Below are 15,152 nucleotides of genomic sequence, written 5' to 3'. Positions count from 1 at the left end.
GCCCCCCTGGCCCCCCTGGCCCTGACCCTCGGGCCCCGGCCCCTGCCCCCCGGGCCCGGTCCGGCGCGGCTCCCTGTCGAGGGCTCCGCCCCCGAGCCCCCGCGCCTCAAACGCCGGCGGGGCTGAATTTGCCCGGCCCAGCTCCATCAGCGCTCGCCGGGGAGCAGAACCGCCGGAGGGTCTGCGCGGCGGGCTGAGTCTTCCGGGCTGGGTTTTGCGGTCGGTGGGCGGAGGGGGCGGATGGATGTGCTCGGGTGGTGGGGCTGGATTTCGTGGTGGCGCGGGGTGGGCTGAGCTTGAGAGGGGCCGGTCGTGGGTGTGGTGCGCATATCCCGCCGTACCGGTGACGTTTGGGGGGACGCGCGGGGAATCCGGTGCGGGGGCCTTGACCTGGTAGTTATTTTCCGGTTATCCGTTTGTCCTTGGAAGTTTCCTTCAACTCGCTTGTCAGGCAAGGACGGAAGGAGCACCATGAACGACCGGAGTCTCTCCAGACGCACCCTTCTCGCCGCCACCACCGCCACCGCGGCCACCGCGGCGGTCGCCGCCGGATCGGGGTCGGCCTCGGCCGATGAGGACGCGGGCGCGTCCCGGGACCGGCTGGAACGGCTCATCTCTCGGATGAGCCTGGAAGAGAAGGTCGGCCAGCTCTTCGTCTCGCGGGTGTGGGGGCACTCGGCCACCGAACCGGAGCAGGCGTACGTCGATCTGAATCTGAGGGACTTCGGCGTGCGGTCGGCGGCCGAGATGGTCGCCAAGTACCACGTCGGGGGCATCATCTACTTCGCCTGGGCGGACAACGCCCGGGAGCCCCGCCAGATCGCGGATCTCTCGAACGGCATCCAGCGGGCCGGGCTCGCCCAGCCCACTCCCGTACCGCTGCTGGTCTCGGTGGACCAGGAGCACGGGGCGGTGGTGGCCCGGATCGGGAAGCCGGCGACGCAGCTTCCGGGGGCGATGGCGCTGGGGGCGGGGCGGTCCCGCGGGGACGCCCGGAGCGCCGGGCGGATCGCGGGGGCGGAGCTGGCGGCGATGGGGGTGCGCCACAACTACGCCCCGGTCGCCGACGTGAACGTCAACCCGGCGAACCCGGTCATCAACATCCGTTCCTTCGGATCGGACCCGAACGCCACCGCCCGGATGGTCTCCTCGCAGGTCCGCGGCTATCAGAGCGCGGATGTGGCGGCCTGCGCCAAGCACTTCCCGGGCCATGGCAACACCAGCGTCGACAGCCACACCGACCTGCCGAGCATCTCCCACACCCGGGAGGAGTGGGACCGGATCGACGCCCCGGCGTTCCGGGCGGCGATCGCCGCCGGGATCGACTCGATCATGACGGCGCACATCCAGTTCCCGGCGCTGGACCCGAGCAACGACCCGGCCACGCTGTCGCGGCCGATCCTCACCGGGATCCTCCGCGAGGAGCTGGGCTTCGACGGGGTGGTGGTGACCGACGCCCTCAATATGCAGGGGGTGCGCACCAAGTACGGCGAGGCCCGGGTGCCGGTGCTCGCGCTGAAGGCCGGGGTGGACCAGCTGCTCTACCCGGAGAATCTGGCGCTGGCCTGGAACGCGGTGCTGGAGGCGGTGCGGAAGGGCGAGCTGACCGAGGCCCGCCTCGATGAATCGATCCTGCGGATTCTGCGGCTGAAGGAGAAGCTGGGGCTGTTCCGGGATCCCTATGTCACCCACCGGGAGGTGGACCGCACCGTCGGCGTCCCCCGGCATCTCGCCGAGGCCGCACGCATCGCCGAGCGGACGACGACGCTGTTGGTCAACAAGGACGGGCTGCTGCCGCTGAACCGGCGCCGGCACAAGAATCTGCTGGTGGTCGGCCTCGACTCCCGGCCGCCCAATCAGTACAACCCGCGGCCGATCGCCGCGCTGCGCGGAGCCTTCGCCGATCTGGGCTTCAGCGCGACGGCGCTGCCCTTCGAGAAGAGTCCCACCCCGGCCCAGGTCGATCAGGCGGTGGCGGCGGCGGTCGGCAAGGACGCGGTGGTCGTGGTGACGTACAACGTCGACGCGGCGAGCGGTCAGCGGGCGCTGGTGTCACGGCTGATGGCGACCGGGGTCCCGGTCGTCGCGCTGGCCGTGCGCAATCCGTACGACATCGCGCAGCTCGGCGACGTGCCCGCCGCGCTGGCCTCGTACGGCTGGAGCGAGGTGGAGCTGACGGCGGCCGCGCGGGTCATCGCGGGCCGGGTGGAGCCGGAGGGAAGGCTGCCGGTTCCCGTGCCCCGGGCCGACGATCCGTCGACGGCGCTCTTCCCGGTCGGTCACGGGCTGGGCTACGACGACTGACCGGCCCCGGTCGGCGCCGGAGCGGGCCGACGGCCGACCGGCCCCCGGCAGCCCGCCGCCGCAGGTCCGCGGCCGACCGGCCCCGGTCGTCCCGCCGCCGCCGGCCTGCGGCTGCGGCGGGACGACCGGGTCGGCGGTCACGGACGCAGGGTCGGCTCCCGCTCCAGGTCGCGCTTGTCGAGCTTGGAGTCGTACGGCGTCAGCCGCTTCGCCTTGGACTCGTTCTGCTGGACCGAGGCCGGGGCGACGCCCGCCCACTTCAGGATGGAGGCGGTGGCGGCGGCCTTCTCCTCGGCGGGCAGACCGGCGACATTGGCCCCGTGGTTGGCCCCGGGCACCGTGTAGACATAGCTGTCACGGCTGCCCTTGCCCAGGCGGAACGGTTCGGCGCTCCACGGGTCGTTCTGTCCGTTGACGAACATCATCCGGGTGCCGTGGTGGCGCACCCAGCGGTCGACGTCCTTCATCGCCTTCGGCTTGAACCGCATGGAGATGTCCTGCGGGACGAAGTTGCGCGGCGGCTGGTAGCCGTACCGGCTCAGTCCCTTGAGGTGGGGCTGCTCGATGTCCGGCGAGCCCAGCTCCGTACCGGCCTGGTAGTAGTACGGCGTGTACGGGGCGAGGCCCTGGTCGGTGTAGAAGGAGAAGCCGGAGATCGTGTCGATCACCTCGAACAGCTCCTGGTCGGTGCTGTCGGCGGCGACCGGGATGGCGGCGCAGTCGGCGGCCCGGCTGTACTGCCAGAAGCCCCAGGTGAAGTCGAGGACGACGGCCTCGAACGCCTTGTCCATCGAGCCGATGGTGTTGAAGGTGTAGCCCCGCTCGGCCGCCTGCTTGCGGTACAGCTCGTGGAGCGGGCCCCGGCGGATGAGCGCCTCGCGCTGCACATTGTTCAGCCGGGTGCGGCACTCCTCGGTGCCGACCTGGGCGAGGAAGCGGTCGTACGCCTTGTCCTCGTTGTTCACCACGTCGTTCGGGGCGACGTACGCGACGACGCCGTCCATGTCGCGCGGGTAGAAGCGCTCGTAGTAGGTGGCGGTCATCCCGCCCTTGGAGCCGCCGGTGGACAGCCACTTCCGGTCGTAGATCCGCTTCAGCGCGGTGTGGATCCGGTGCTGGTCGCCGGCGGCCTGCCAGATGTCCAGCTTGGACCAGTCGGCCGGGTCGGGACGGGACGGCGTGAAGAAGCGGTACTCCATGGAGACCTGGTTGCCGTCGATGATCGCCGTGGGCTCGCTGCGGCGCGGGTTGGTGTTCAGCCCGTAGCCGGAGGTGAAGAAGACGGTGGGACGGGTGGTGTCCTTGTGCAGCAGGGTGATCCGCTGCTGGAAGGTGCCCTTGCCCGGTCTCCGGTGGTCCACCGGCTGGGTGTAGTTGAGGACGAAGAAACGGTAGCCCGGGTGGGGCTTCTCCTCGATGAGGCTCATCCCCGGTATCGCGAGGATCCGGTCCTTGATGTCCTGAGCGGCCCGCTGTCCCGCCTGTGTGCCGGTAGCGGACTCCGCGGCGGTGGCCGCGGTCGTGGTCGCTCCGGCCGCGGTCGCGGTGCCGACGAGCATCGCGAACGACAGCACGCCTGTGAGCGCCTTGCGCATGAACCCTCCCCTGACTCTTCTGTGGGTCGCGGCGAACCTAGCGGTGGTAACGCCCGACCCGCCAGCCCCTCATGTCCGCGACTCTCCCGAATCCGCGAGACGGCCACGCGACAGAAGGGACCAAAGTGATCAAGGTGGTCAGCAGAGGATCCAACCCGTGGAGCGACCCACTCCGGAAACCTTTCCGGAGGCCCGTACGCAGCGGTGGAGCGCGTGCACGGTGACCGGGCCGGCCCGGTGGGTGAAGCGGCCCTCGTCCACCCGGGGATGTCCGCCGCGCGGCTGGAGGGAGACGTACATCGACCGTCGCGCACCGGGGTTCTTCGCGACCGTGACGGCGCACGCGTAGCGGTGCTTCTTGTAGACCCGCAGCTCACCGGTGGCGAACTCCAGGACCTTGTCCGGTCTTCCGGAGCACACGGCCGGGGCGGCGTTCGCCTCGGCGCCGCCGGGGGCGACCGCGCCCAGGGCGGCCAGCGAGAGCAGGACCGCGAGGATCCGGCCGGACAGCCGGCCGCCGCGGGCGACCGCCGACGTTCTCCGCCCCTCCCCGGACCCGCCCGTCCCGCCCGACCCGCGCGCCCCGCCGGCCTCGGGACGCCGTTCCCCGCCTCGTCGTTCCCCGGCACGTCCCGTTCCGGACCCCGCCCCGCTGAGCGCCATCGTCAGTCCCCTCCGACTCGGTCCCCGTACCCACGTACACGCGTCGGCGGGCCGTTCGGTTGGCCCCGGAACGCGCCGAAGTCGGGGCGGCGCGGCCGGGAACGCGCCCTGGGCCGCGCCCGCGCCGGATCAGCTCGCGACGGGCGCCGGGGTGCTCTCGGGCGGCCGCTCGTCCGCGCCGGTGAAGGTGCGCCACAGGGCCGCGTACCGGCCGTCCCTGGCGAGCAGCTCCGCGTGGGTGCCGTCCTCGGCGACCCGGCCGTCCGCCATCACCACCACCCGGTCGGCGCGCGCGGCCGTGGTGAGCCGGTGGGCGACGACCAGGGTGGTGCGGCGGCCGGTGAGCCGGTCGGTGGCCTGATTGACCTGGGCCTCGGTCGCCAGGTCCAGCGCGGCGGTCGCCTCGTCCAGCAGCAGGATGTCCGGGTCGACCAGTTCGGCGCGGGCCAGCGCGATCAGCTGGCGCTGACCGGCCGAGAGATTGCGCCCGCGCTCGGCGACCTCGTGCAGATAGCCGCCGTCGAGGGTGGCGATCATGTCGTGCGCGCCGACCGAGCGGGCCGCCGCCTCCACCTCGGCGTCGCTCGCCCCGGCCCGCCCGTAGGCGATGGCGTCGCGGACCGTGCCCGCGAAGAGATACGACTCCTGGGGCACCACGCCGAGCCGGTGCCGATAGGCCGTCAGATCCAGCTCGCGCAGATCCTGGCCGTCCGCCGTCACCCGCCCCCGGGTCGGGTCGTAGAACCGCGCCACCAGCTTGACCAGCGTCGACTTGCCCGCACCGGTCTCGCCGACGAAGGCGACGGTCTGGCCGGCCGGTATCCGCAGCGCTATGCCGCGCAGCGCGGTCTCCTCGTCGCCGTAGGCGAAGTCGACGTCCTCGAAGGCGATCTCGCCCCGGAGCGAGCGGACGTCGGCGGGCCGCCGGGCGTCCCGGGTGGAGGTCTCCTCCGCCAGCAGCTCCTGGATGCGCTTCACCGAGACGGCCGCCTGCTGATAGCCGTCGAAGACCTGCGAGAGCTGCTGGACGGGGGCGAAGAACAGCTCGATGTAGAGGAGATAGGCGACCAGCGCGCCCGTGGTGAGGGTGCCCGCCTCGATCCGGTTCGCGCCGACGATCAGCACCGCGGCGGCGGCCACGGAGGCCAGCAGCTGGACGAAGGGGAAGTAGACCGAGATCAGCCACTGGCCCCGGACCCGGGCCTGCCGGTAGCTGTCGCTGCCGGCCGCGTAACGGCGATTGCCCTCGCCCTCCCGGCGGAACGCCTGCACGATCCGCAGCCCGGAGACGGACTCCTGGAGATCGGCGTTGACCACGCTGACCCGGTCGCGGGCCAGCTCGTACGCCTTCACGCTCTGCCGGCGGAAGAACCAGGTGCCGACGATCAGCACCGGCAGCGTCGCGAAGACCACCAGCGCCAGCGAGACGTCGATGACGACGAGCACCACCATGATGCCGAGGAAGGTCACCACCGACACGAAGGCCGTGACCAGCCCGGTCTGGAGGAACGTCGACAGCGCGTCCACGTCCGTCGTCATCCGGGTCATGATCCGGCCGGTCAGCTCGCGCTCGTAGTAGTCCAGACCCAGCCGCTGGAGCTGGGCGAAGATCCGCAGGCGTACGGAGTACAGCACCCGCTCGCCGGTGCGGCCGGTCATCCGGATCTCGCCGGTCTGCGCGATCCACTGCACCAGCACGGTGACCAGGGCCAGCAGCGAGGCCGCCCACACGGCTCCGAGCGCCGCCTGCTCCACGCCCTGGTCGATGCCGTGCCGGATCAGCACCGGCAGCAGCAGACCCATGCCGGCGTCGATCGCGACCAGCAGCAGGCTCAGCAGCAGCGGCGGGCCGAAGCCGCGCAGCAGCATCCGCAGCCCGCCGCCCTCGCCCCGGGTGTGCTCGGCCGCGGTGGCCCGGACCTCGTCGACGTCGGGGGTGCCGTCGGCGGGCGGCAGGGCCTCGACCTGCGCGAGCAGCTCGGGGGTGGCCCCGGGCGCGGCGGACTCGGGGACGGTCTCGCCGCGGACCCAGAGCCGGGGGGTGATCCCGCGCTCGGCGTCGAACTCGGCGTCCAGCTCCTCCCGTACGGTGCGGTCGTCGCCGGGTGCGCCGGGCGCGGCCTGCGGGGCGTGTCCCGGGGAGATCGCGCCCAGCTCGTCGGGGTCGGTGAGCAGCTTGCGGTAGAGGGCGGAGCGGGCGGTCAGCTCCTCGTGGGTGCCGATGTCGGCGAGCCGGCCGCCGTCGAGGACGGCGATCCGGTCGGCGAGGTTCAGGGTGGAGCGGCGGTGGGCGATCAGCAGGGTGGTGCGCCCGGCCATGACCGCGCGCAGGGCCTCGTGGATCTCGTGCTCGACGCGGGCGTCGACGGCGGAGGTGGCGTCGTCGAGGAGGAGCAGCCTGGGGTCGGTGAGGATGGCGCGGGCGAGCGCGATGCGCTGGCGCTGGCCGCCGGAGAGGGTGAGGCCCTGCTCGCCGACCTCGGTGTCGTACCCGGCGGGGAGATCGGCGATGAAACGGTCCGCCTGGGCGGCGCGGGCGGCGGCCTCGATCTCCTCCCGGGTGGCGTCGGGCTTGCCGTAGGCGATGTTGGCGCGGACGGTGTCGGAGAAGAGGAAGCTGTCCTCGGGGACGAGTCCGATGGCGGCCCGCAGCGACGCGGTGGTCAGTTCGCGCACATCGTGGCCGCCGACGAGGACCGCGCCGTGGGTCACGTCGTAGAAGCGGGGCAGCAGCAGCGAGACGGTGGACTTGCCGCTGCCGGAGGCTCCGACGACGGCGACGGTCTCGCCCTCGCCGATCTCCAGCGAGAACCCGTCGAGGACCGGCCGCTCCGGGTCGTAACCGAAGGTCACCGCGTCGAACTCGACGGTCGCGGGGGCGTCGGCGGGCAGCTCCTTGGAGCCGTCGCGCAGGGTCGGCTCGGTGTCGATCAGCTCCAGTACGCGATCGACGCCGGCCCGGGCCTGCTGGCCCACGGTGAGGACGACGGCGAGCATCCGCACCGGGCCGACGAGCTGGGCGAGATAGGCGGAGAAGGCGACGAAGGTGCCGAGGGTGATCTGCCCCCGGGTGGCGAGCCAGCCGCCGGTGGCGAGCATGGCGACCTGGCCGAGGGCGGGCACGGCCTGGAGGGCGGGGGTGTAGCGGGCGTTGAGCTTGATCGTGCGCAGCCGCCCGGCGAAGAGCTTGCGGCCGGCGGCGCGCAGCTTGCCGGACTCCTGCTCCTCCTGGCCGAAGCCCTTCACGACGCGTACGCCGGAGACCGCGCCGTCCACGACGGAGGCGACGGACGCGGCCTGGCTCTGCGCGTACCAGGTGGCGGGGTGGAGCCTGCGGCGGCTGCGCCCGGCGATCCACCAGAGGGCGGGGGCGACGGCCAGGGCGATCAGGGTGAGCGGCAGCGACAGCCACGCCATGATCACCAGGGAGATCAGGAAGAGCAGGATGTTCCCGATGGTCATCGGGAGCATGAAGAGCAGGCCCTGGATGAGCTGGAGGTCGCTGGTGGCGCGGCCGACGACCTGTCCGGTGGAGAGTTCGTCCTGGCGGCGGCCGTCGAGGCGGGTGATCGTCGCGTACATCTCGGTACGCAGATCGTGCTGGACGTCGAGGGCGAGCCGGCCGCCGTAGTACCGGCGTATGTAGGTGAAGACGTAGACGACGACGGCCGCGGCCAGCAGCAGACCGGTCCAGACGGCGAGGGAGCGGGTCCCGGAGCCGATCACGTCGTCGATGACGACCTTGGTGATCAGGGGGACCAGGGCCATGACGGCCATACCGGCGAGGGACGAGCCGAGCGCGAGGATCACATTGCGCTTGTACCGCCAGGCGTATCCGGTCAGCCTCCGCGCCCAGCCGCGCCCGGGGCCGTCAGGGCTCCCGGCGCTCTCCGCGCTCCCTGCCGGTTCCGCCGTCTTCGCCGCCGCCACGTGGTGCCTCCCGTCGGTTCTGTCCCACCGGAAGGCACCAACGCCGTGAGCGGCGGATTTCATCCCGCCGTAACAAAACCCGAGGTTCAGCCCGCGGCCGGGAGGGCCTCCTTCGCGGCCCGCTCCGGGGTGGCCGGGACGGACTCGTGCGGCACGGCGGGGGGTACGAAGGCGGTGCGCGCGGGGGCCTTCGGGTTGAGGCCCTTGTGGACGGCGCGGGAGACCGCCTGGATGGTGTTGACCCCGTCCTGCATGGACTTGTTGCCATGGGTGAGGACGGTGATCGTGTAGTGGTGGCCCTTGCCGGTGAAGGCGCCGATGCTGTGGACCCGCCAGCCGTGGGTCTTCCGGGGCAACCAGCCGTTCTTGACCTGGACGGTCGCGGCGGAGGGGGCGCCGGCCGGGGTGCCCCAGCGCTGGGAGGAGACGACCTCGCGCATGAGCTTGAGGGCGTAGGCCCGGGAGGCGTCGTTGAGCAGGGTGTTCTTGGTGGTCAGCCGCTGGAGCAGCCGCTGCTCGTCACGGGCGGTGATCTGGGTCAGTCCCCAGTAGCCGCCCGCGCCCGGGGTGGTCTGGGTCATGCCCGCGCCGGTGAGAAAGCGCTTGATCTTGGTGGTGCCGAGCTGCTTCCACAGGGTGGAGGTGGCGGCGTTGTCGGACTTGCCGACCATGGCCTTGGCGAGCGACTGCTCGCGCGAGGTCAGCTTCCGCTTCTGCTTCTCGGCGTCCAGCAGCAGCGCCCCGAGGACGGTGACCTTGACGACGCTGGCCGAGTCGAACTTCTGGGTCGCGCGCAGCGCGCAGCTGGTCCCGCTCGTCGCGTCGTCGACCTGGAAGGCGATGGTGCCCTTGCGGTTCTTGAGCGCGGCGGTGAGGTCCTTGGTGAGCTTGGCGGCGAGCCCCGCCTTCTTCGAGGTGCAGCTGACCTTCGGCGCCGCGGCGGCGGCGGGCGCGGCGGCCACGGCGGTCGGTACGAGCACGGCCGCGGCGAGCACGGCGGCGACGGCCCGTCCGCGCACGGCCGTTCGGTGGTGAGTCATGGCGGGTTCCTCGTCCCCTGGTGCCTGGTGCGGGCGCGCCATTTCGGTGCACCCGCCACTCATGACTCGCGAGGGACGAGATGGTTGTACGACAATCCCCGGCCCGGGGGAACGGTTACGGATCGGTGACACGTGTCCGGTGACACGTGAATACGCGACCCGGCGGGCCGGCCGGTCAGAGATGGCGGTGCACGGCCCGGGAGACGGCCTCTATGGTCGTCACGCCGTCGTTCATGGCCGCGTTGTCCTGGGTGAGCACGGTGATCGTGTAGTCACGGCCGGGGCCGGTGAAGGCGCCGACGCTGTGCACCCGCCAGCCGTGCGCGGCGCGCGGCAGCCAGCCGTTCTTGAGATGGACGGCGGTCCCGGCCGGGGCTCCGGCGGGGGTGCCCCAGCGCTGGGCGGGGATCACCTCGCCCATCAGCCCCAGCGCGTACGCCCGGGAGGAGTCGCCGAGGACGTCGTTCGCGCCGGCCAGCAGATCGAGCAGCCGGCCCTGGTCGCGGGCGGTGATCCGGGTGAGCCCCCAGTAGCCCCCCTCGCCCGGCGAGGTGGCCGTCATCCCGGCGGCGTCCAGGAAGCGCTGGACGCGGGCGGTCCCGAGCTGCTGCCACAGGGCGGCCGTGGAGGCGTTGTCCGACGCCGTGATCATGGACCGGGCGAGCGCCCGCTCCCTCGTGGTCAGCTTCCGCTTCTGCTTCTCGGCGTCCAGCAGCAGCGCCCCGAGGACGGTGACCTTGACGACGCTGGCCGAGTCGTAGGGGCGGTCGGCCCCCACCTCGCAGCTGGTGTCCGTGACCCGGTCGTGGACGTAGACGGCGGTGGTCGAGGCATGGTCGCCGACGGCGGCGAGTATGTCCCGCCCGAGGCGGTAGGCGAGTTCGACGTCCATGGAGGTGCAGGCGACTTCCAGCTGTTCCGCGGCGGCGGCGGGGGCGGGTGTGAGCAGCGGGGCGAACGGGAGAGCGGCGAGGAACAGGGCGGCGGTGCGCGGTAACCGGTACCGGTGTGTCATGGGTCCCCCCTCGGGTCGGAGGGACATTGACGCACGGGTACCTGTGAACGCGCGGGGGTTCGGCGGGGCGGGGTGAGCGGGGGCCGGGTCCGAGGACTGGGCGGGGTGGCCGGGTCCGGGGGCTGGACGATCCGGTCCGGGCGGGGCGGTCCGGGCGGGGGCCCGCCCGGGCGGCCGGGCTCAGGGCGTGAAGTCGTACTCCAGGATGTAGGCGGAGGAGTCGAGGATCATGTCGTTGACCTCGACGGCCCATCCCTCGGCCGTGAAGGCGGTACGGCAGATGAGGACGACGGGGGTGCCCGCCGGCAGGCCGAGCCGGTCGGCCTCGGCCGGAGCGGGCATCCGCGAGCGGATCTCCTCACGGAAGCGGACCGGCTTGTGGCCGATCTCGGCGAGCCGGGCGTAGATGCCGCCAGGGCCCGTATCGATCTCGGTGATCGCCGTGCCCGCCACGAGTTCGGCGTCGAGACAGGAGGTGGCCAGCATGACGGGCCGCCCGTCGAGCGAGAACCGCCGTCTGCGGACGCACGCGGGCGCGCCGTCGGCGAGACCGAGCAGCCGCCGGGCGGCCTCCGGCGGTTCCTCCTCGGACACCGAGACCGCGTCGACCTCCAGATCCCAGCCCTGGGCCTCCACCGCCCAGACCGATCGGCCCTCGCCCCACAGCCCGGCCGAGAGCCGCTGGACACCGCGTCGGCGGATGGGCCGGTACTCGCGCACGAAGACGCCCGCGCCCTTGCGCGCCTCGGCGAGCCCCTCGGTCTGAAGGACTCCGAGCGCCTGCCGGGCGGTCATCCGGGCGACGGCGTGAGCGGCCATCAAGTCGTTCTCACCGGGCAGCCGGTCGCCCGGACCGTACTGCCCGGTCTCGATGGCGGCCTTCAGTTCGAGGGCGATGCGCTGGTACTTGGGCTGTCGGCCGCCGCCCTGGCTTCCCATGAGAAGTCCTCCCTGATCATCTCTAGGCATCCTAGGCACGCATCCATGTTCACCACTCGTCACCCCGGAACCTCGGACGCAATCGAACATCTCTAGAGACGACTTGACGGCACGACTCCCTGCGCGCTTCACTCAACGCATCTCTAGAGATGCGTTGAGTGACAACCCCTGGAGGCCCTCATGTCCCACACCCATTCCGTCGAGGCCCGCTGGCGGCTCCCTCGCTCGGCCCGGAGCGCCGGGCGGGCCAGGGCCCTGCTGAGGGAGCGGCTCGCCGCCTGGGAGATCTCCGGCGAAGCGGCGGAGAACGCCGAGCTGTTGCTCTCCGAGCTGGTCGCCAACGCCGCGCGGCACGCGCCCCTGCCGCCCGGCCGCGAGATCGGCGTACGGCTCGTCCACGCCGACGGAATGCTCCGCCTGGAGGTCGCCGACGCCGACGCCCGCCGCCCGGAGCCCCGCACGGCGGCGGCCGACGAGGAGGGCGGCCGGGGGCTGGCCCTGATCGCCGCGCTCGCCGAGCGCTGGGGCTGCGCCCCTCGGCCGTACGGCATCGGGAAGACGGTCTGGGCGGAGCTGAAGACCCACTAGCGGGTGGCCGGGAGCCGACGCGGGCGCCCGGCCACCGGGGATCGGGCGGTCCGGGCGGCTCGGCAGGTCGGGCGGCTAGGCGTCCCGGCGGCGCAAAGCCTCCCAGCCCGCCCACAGGGCCGCCGCGACCCAGAGGGAGAGGACGGCGGGGCCGGTCCACGGGCCCAGCACGCCCACCGGATCCTGGAAGAGGATCTGGCGGCCCGCGCGGTCGGGGAGGAACTCGACCGGGCCGTCGCCCTTCAAGACGAAGGGCACCACCAGCAGCAGCGGGGTGAGCAGCCCCAGCACGGCGGACGCGCCGCGCAGCAGCGTCGCCAGCCCGGCCGCGAGAAGGGCGACCAGCGCCAGATAGAGCCCGCAGCCCAGCACGGAACGCAGCGCGCCCGGCCCGCCGAGGCCGACCCTCCCGCCCCCGCCCTCCCCGGCCGGCAGCGGCGCGCCCGCCAGGACGCAGACCGCCCCCGCGACCAGCCCCACCGCGAACACGGGAACGGCGATCGCGGTGAGCTTCGCCGCGTAGAAACGGCCCCGGCGCGGCACGGCGGCCAGCGAGACGCGGATCGCGCCGCCCCGGTACTCCCCCGCGACGGCGAGCGCGCCGAAGCAGACGGCGGCGATCTGGCCGAAGTTCAGTCCGAAGTACCCGGCCCACAGCGGGTCGAAGTCCGGCCGGGCCGTCTCCTCCGGGCCGAGAGAGGCGCTCATCAGCGCCGAGAAGCCGGCCGTCACCAGCAGGGTGACGCCGAGAGTGAGAACGAGCGAGCGCATCGAGCGGATCTTCAGCCACTCGGAACGGAGGGCGTCCGTGAACGACATGGTCAGACCTCCTGGGCGCGGGTGGCGACGAACTCGGGCGAACCGGCGGTCAGCGCGAAGAACGCCTCCTCCAAGGAGCCCGTCTCGTCGGCGAGTTCGAGGACCGGGATGCCCGCGTCGGCGGCGAGCGCGCCGATGTCCGCGGCCCGGGCCCCGTCGACCGTCCAGCGGCCGTCGGCGGACGCCTCCGGCGCGTACCCCCGTCCGGTGAGGAGGGTGCGCAGCCCCTCGCCGTCCGTGGTCCGCAGCCGCACCCGGGGAGTGGTCCAGGCGTCGATCAGCTCCCGGGCGCCGCTGTCGGCGAGGAGCCTGCCCCGGCCGAGCACCACCAGATGGTCGGCGAACTCCGCCGTCTCCCCCATCAGATGGCTGGAGACCAGGACGGTGCGCCCCTCCGCCGCCAGTTCGCGCAGCAGCGCGCGGATCCAGACGATGCCTTCGGGATCGAGCCCGTTCGACGGCTCGTCCAGCAGCAGCGCCTCCGGGTCGCCGAGCAGTGCCGCCGCGATGCCCAGGCGCTGGCGCATCCCGAGGGAAAGGGTGCGGATCCGGCGGTCCGCCGCACTCGCGATGCCGGTCCGCTCCAGCACCTCGGTCACCCGGCGCGCCGGGATCCGGCCGGCCGCCGCGAGGATCCGCAGCTGGTCACGGGCGGTACGGGCGCCCGGCGCCGCCCCCGGGTCGAGCAGCGCCCCGACCCGGCGCAGCGGTTCGTCCAGTGCCGCGTACGGCAGTCCGCCGACGGCGGCGCTCCCGGAAGTGGGGCGGTCCAGGCCGAGGATCAGGCGCAGGGTGGTGGACTTGCCCGCGCCGTTGGGCCCGAGGAAGCCGGTGACCCGGCCGGGGCGTACGGAGAAGGTCAGCCCGTCCACGGCACGGACCGGGCCGTACACCTTGGTGAGGTCGGCGATGTCGATGCTGGTCATGACAGCAGCCTGGCCGCCGAGACGGCCCCGGGGCCTCCCCCGCACGGGGGCGGGCGCTCCCCCGTGCGGGGGAGCCGGACGGGCCGGGCCGCTGTCACGATGACGGAATGCTCCGCTCGCCGCCGCACCCGCTGATCCGTCCGCTCACCTACACCCGCTGGCTGCATCTGTTCGTCGGCGCGGTGTTCTGGGGGGTGTGGGAGTTCATCGACAGCGAGGGGCTGTTCGCGCCGTTCGCGGTGGTCGGGCTCGTGGGTCTGGTCCCGGCGGCGCGGCTCGTGGAGGGACTTCAGGCCCGGCTGCTGCTGACCGGCGACGGCTATCGGGAGGCCGCGTCGGGGATCGCCGCCGTGCCCTCCGCGACATGGGCGGACCGGTGGCGCACCGCGCTGTGGATGGAGGTCCGGCTGGGCCTCGGGCTGGTGACCGCCTATCTCACGGCGGGTCTCGCCGGGCTCGCCGTCGCCCTGGCGCGGGCGGCGGGCGGTGCGGAGTCGGCGCCGCTGGGCGCGCTGCCGGGGAGTGTGACGGGCGGGCACTGGTGGTACGCGCCGCTCGCGCCGCTGCCGGTGGTCGTGCTGCTCGCGGCGGTGGTGGGCCTCGGGGAGCTGATCACCGTGATCGCCCGCCGGCTGCTGGGGCCTTCGGCGGCGGAGCGGGTCGCGGCGCTGGAGGAGCGTACGGAACGGCTGCTGGAGCGGACCCGGATCGCCCGGGAGCTGCACGATTCGATCGGGCACGCGCTGACGGTGGCGGTGATGCAGGCGGGAGCGGCGCGGGCGACGGGGGACGAGGAGTTCACCCGGCGGGCGCTGGTCGCGATCGAGGAGACCGGCCGGGCGGCGCTGGCGGATCTGGAACGGGTGCTGGCGGTGCTGCGCGAGTCCGGGGAGCCCGCCTCCGCACGGCCCACCCTGGCCGAGGTGGACCGGCTGCTGGAGTCGGCGCGGGCCTCCGGCGCGACGGTCGGCGCGGAGGTGAGCGGCCCGGCGGAGCGGGTGCCGGGGCCCGTCTCCCGGGAGGGCTACCGCATCGTGCAGGAGGCCCTGACCAATGTGCTGCGGCACGCGGGCCCGGTGCCGGTCCACGTCAGGGTCGCCGTCGTCGGCGATCAGCTCGAACTGGAGGTGACGAGCCCGCTGCCGGCGCCGCCGGACGCGTCGGATGCGCCGCCGGTCCCGCTCCCGGCGGGCGGCGGCGGGGGCGGAGGGCTGCGCGGCATCCGCGAACGCGCCGCCCTCCTCGGCGGCCGGGCCGCCGCCGGACCGGACGGCGACGACTGGCGGGTCCGCGCGACGCTCCCTCTGGACGGTGCGGGCTGAGTCCGGCCCGC

The 15,152-nt window shown here is 73.2% G+C and carries 11 protein-coding genes; 3 read left to right on the top strand and 8 right to left on the bottom strand.

Annotated elements, in window-relative coordinates; genetic code table 11:
* The first annotated feature begins 471 nt into the window (after positions 1-471).
* Positions 472-2,304 carry a glycoside hydrolase family 3 protein gene (locus ACF089_RS09010; protein ID WP_392023884.1) on the top strand — a complete coding sequence of 611 codons (1,833 nt, stop codon included), beginning with the start codon at positions 472-474 and terminating at the stop codon, positions 2,302-2,304.
* Between the two features lie 137 nt (positions 2,305-2,441).
* Here ACF089_RS09010 and ACF089_RS09005 read toward each other — a convergent pair whose 3' ends face one another.
* The 6 genes from ACF089_RS09005 to ACF089_RS08980 form a co-directional block, all read right to left on the bottom strand.
* Positions 2,442-3,899 (bottom strand): aminopeptidase, encoded by a 1,458-nt coding sequence (locus ACF089_RS09005; RefSeq protein ID WP_392023881.1) that lies wholly within the window; start codon positions 3,897-3,899, stop codon positions 2,442-2,444.
* Between the two features lie 138 nt (positions 3,900-4,037).
* Positions 4,038-4,562, bottom strand: a complete 525-nt coding sequence (locus ACF089_RS09000) for a hypothetical protein (protein ID WP_392023878.1) — start codon at positions 4,560-4,562, stop codon at positions 4,038-4,040.
* Between the two features lie 129 nt (positions 4,563-4,691).
* On the bottom strand, positions 4,692-8,555 hold the full coding sequence (locus ACF089_RS08995) for an ABC transporter ATP-binding protein (RefSeq protein WP_392023875.1): 3,864 nt from the start codon (positions 8,553-8,555) through the stop codon (positions 4,692-4,694).
* Between the two features lie 23 nt (positions 8,556-8,578).
* On the bottom strand, positions 8,579-9,532 hold the full coding sequence (locus ACF089_RS08990; RefSeq protein WP_392023872.1) for a serine hydrolase: 954 nt from the start codon (positions 9,530-9,532) through the stop codon (positions 8,579-8,581).
* Between the two features lie 175 nt (positions 9,533-9,707).
* Positions 9,708-10,547, bottom strand: coding sequence for a serine hydrolase (locus ACF089_RS08985; RefSeq protein WP_392023870.1), 840 nt, complete (start codon positions 10,545-10,547; stop codon positions 9,708-9,710).
* A 180-nt stretch (positions 10,548-10,727) separates the two neighbouring features.
* Entirely contained in the window at positions 10,728-11,486 is a 759-nt protein-coding gene (locus ACF089_RS08980; protein ID WP_392023867.1) for a GntR family transcriptional regulator, read from the bottom strand.
* Between the two features lie 180 nt (positions 11,487-11,666).
* On the opposite strand from ACF089_RS08980, the gene ACF089_RS08975 reads away from it, so the two are divergent.
* Complete coding sequence (locus ACF089_RS08975) at positions 11,667-12,074, top strand: ATP-binding protein (RefSeq protein WP_392023864.1); 408 nt, start codon at positions 11,667-11,669, stop codon at positions 12,072-12,074.
* A gap of 75 nt (positions 12,075-12,149) precedes the next feature.
* Here the strand turns inward: ACF089_RS08975 and ACF089_RS08970 are convergent, their stop codons facing one another.
* Entirely contained in the window at positions 12,150-12,893 is a 744-nt protein-coding gene (locus tag ACF089_RS08970; RefSeq protein WP_392023861.1) for an ABC transporter permease, read from the bottom strand.
* 2 nt (positions 12,894-12,895) lie between these two features.
* Positions 12,896-13,819: an ABC transporter ATP-binding protein gene (locus ACF089_RS08965; RefSeq protein ID WP_392023859.1), complete on the bottom strand. Its 924-nt coding sequence runs from the start codon at positions 13,817-13,819 to the stop codon at positions 12,896-12,898.
* A gap of 107 nt (positions 13,820-13,926) precedes the next feature.
* Between ACF089_RS08965 and ACF089_RS08960 the strand changes: the two genes are divergently transcribed.
* Positions 13,927-15,141: a sensor histidine kinase gene (locus ACF089_RS08960; RefSeq protein WP_392023856.1), complete on the top strand. Its 1,215-nt coding sequence runs from the start codon at positions 13,927-13,929 to the stop codon at positions 15,139-15,141.
* Positions 15,142-15,152: the final 11 nt, after the last annotated feature.

Source organism: Streptomyces sp. NPDC014894 (assembly GCF_043080985.1).
Classification (GTDB): domain Bacteria; phylum Actinomycetota; class Actinomycetes; order Streptomycetales; family Streptomycetaceae; genus Streptomyces.
Note: the sequence above shows the minus strand (reverse complement) of the source record. Positions and strands in the feature narration are given on the sequence as shown.

Bases quoted from the DNA above. Each gene is read 5' to 3' on its own strand.
- ACF089_RS09010 (WP_392023884.1), top strand. From the start codon at position 472: ATGAACGACCGGAGTCTCTCCAGACGCACCCTTCTCGCCGCCACCACC.
- ACF089_RS09005 (WP_392023881.1), bottom strand. From the start codon at position 3,899: ATGCGCAAGGCGCTCACAGGCGTGCTGTCGTTCGCGATGCTCGTCGGC.
- ACF089_RS09000 (WP_392023878.1), bottom strand. From the start codon at position 4,562: ATGGCGCTCAGCGGGGCGGGGTCCGGAACGGGACGTGCCGGGGAACGA.
- ACF089_RS08995 (WP_392023875.1), bottom strand. From the start codon at position 8,555: ATGAAATCCGCCGCTCACGGCGTTGGTGCCTTCCGGTGGGACAGAACC.
- ACF089_RS08990 (WP_392023872.1), bottom strand. From the start codon at position 9,532: ATGACTCACCACCGAACGGCCGTGCGCGGACGGGCCGTCGCCGCCGTG.
- ACF089_RS08985 (WP_392023870.1), bottom strand. From the start codon at position 10,547: ATGACACACCGGTACCGGTTACCGCGCACCGCCGCCCTGTTCCTCGCC.
- ACF089_RS08980 (WP_392023867.1), bottom strand. From the start codon at position 11,486: ATGGGAAGCCAGGGCGGCGGCCGACAGCCCAAGTACCAGCGCATCGCC.
- ACF089_RS08975 (WP_392023864.1), top strand. From the start codon at position 11,667: ATGTCCCACACCCATTCCGTCGAGGCCCGCTGGCGGCTCCCTCGCTCG.
- ACF089_RS08970 (WP_392023861.1), bottom strand. From the start codon at position 12,893: ATGTCGTTCACGGACGCCCTCCGTTCCGAGTGGCTGAAGATCCGCTCG.
- ACF089_RS08965 (WP_392023859.1), bottom strand. From the start codon at position 13,819: ATGACCAGCATCGACATCGCCGACCTCACCAAGGTGTACGGCCCGGTC.
- ACF089_RS08960 (WP_392023856.1), top strand. From the start codon at position 13,927: ATGCTCCGCTCGCCGCCGCACCCGCTGATCCGTCCGCTCACCTACACC.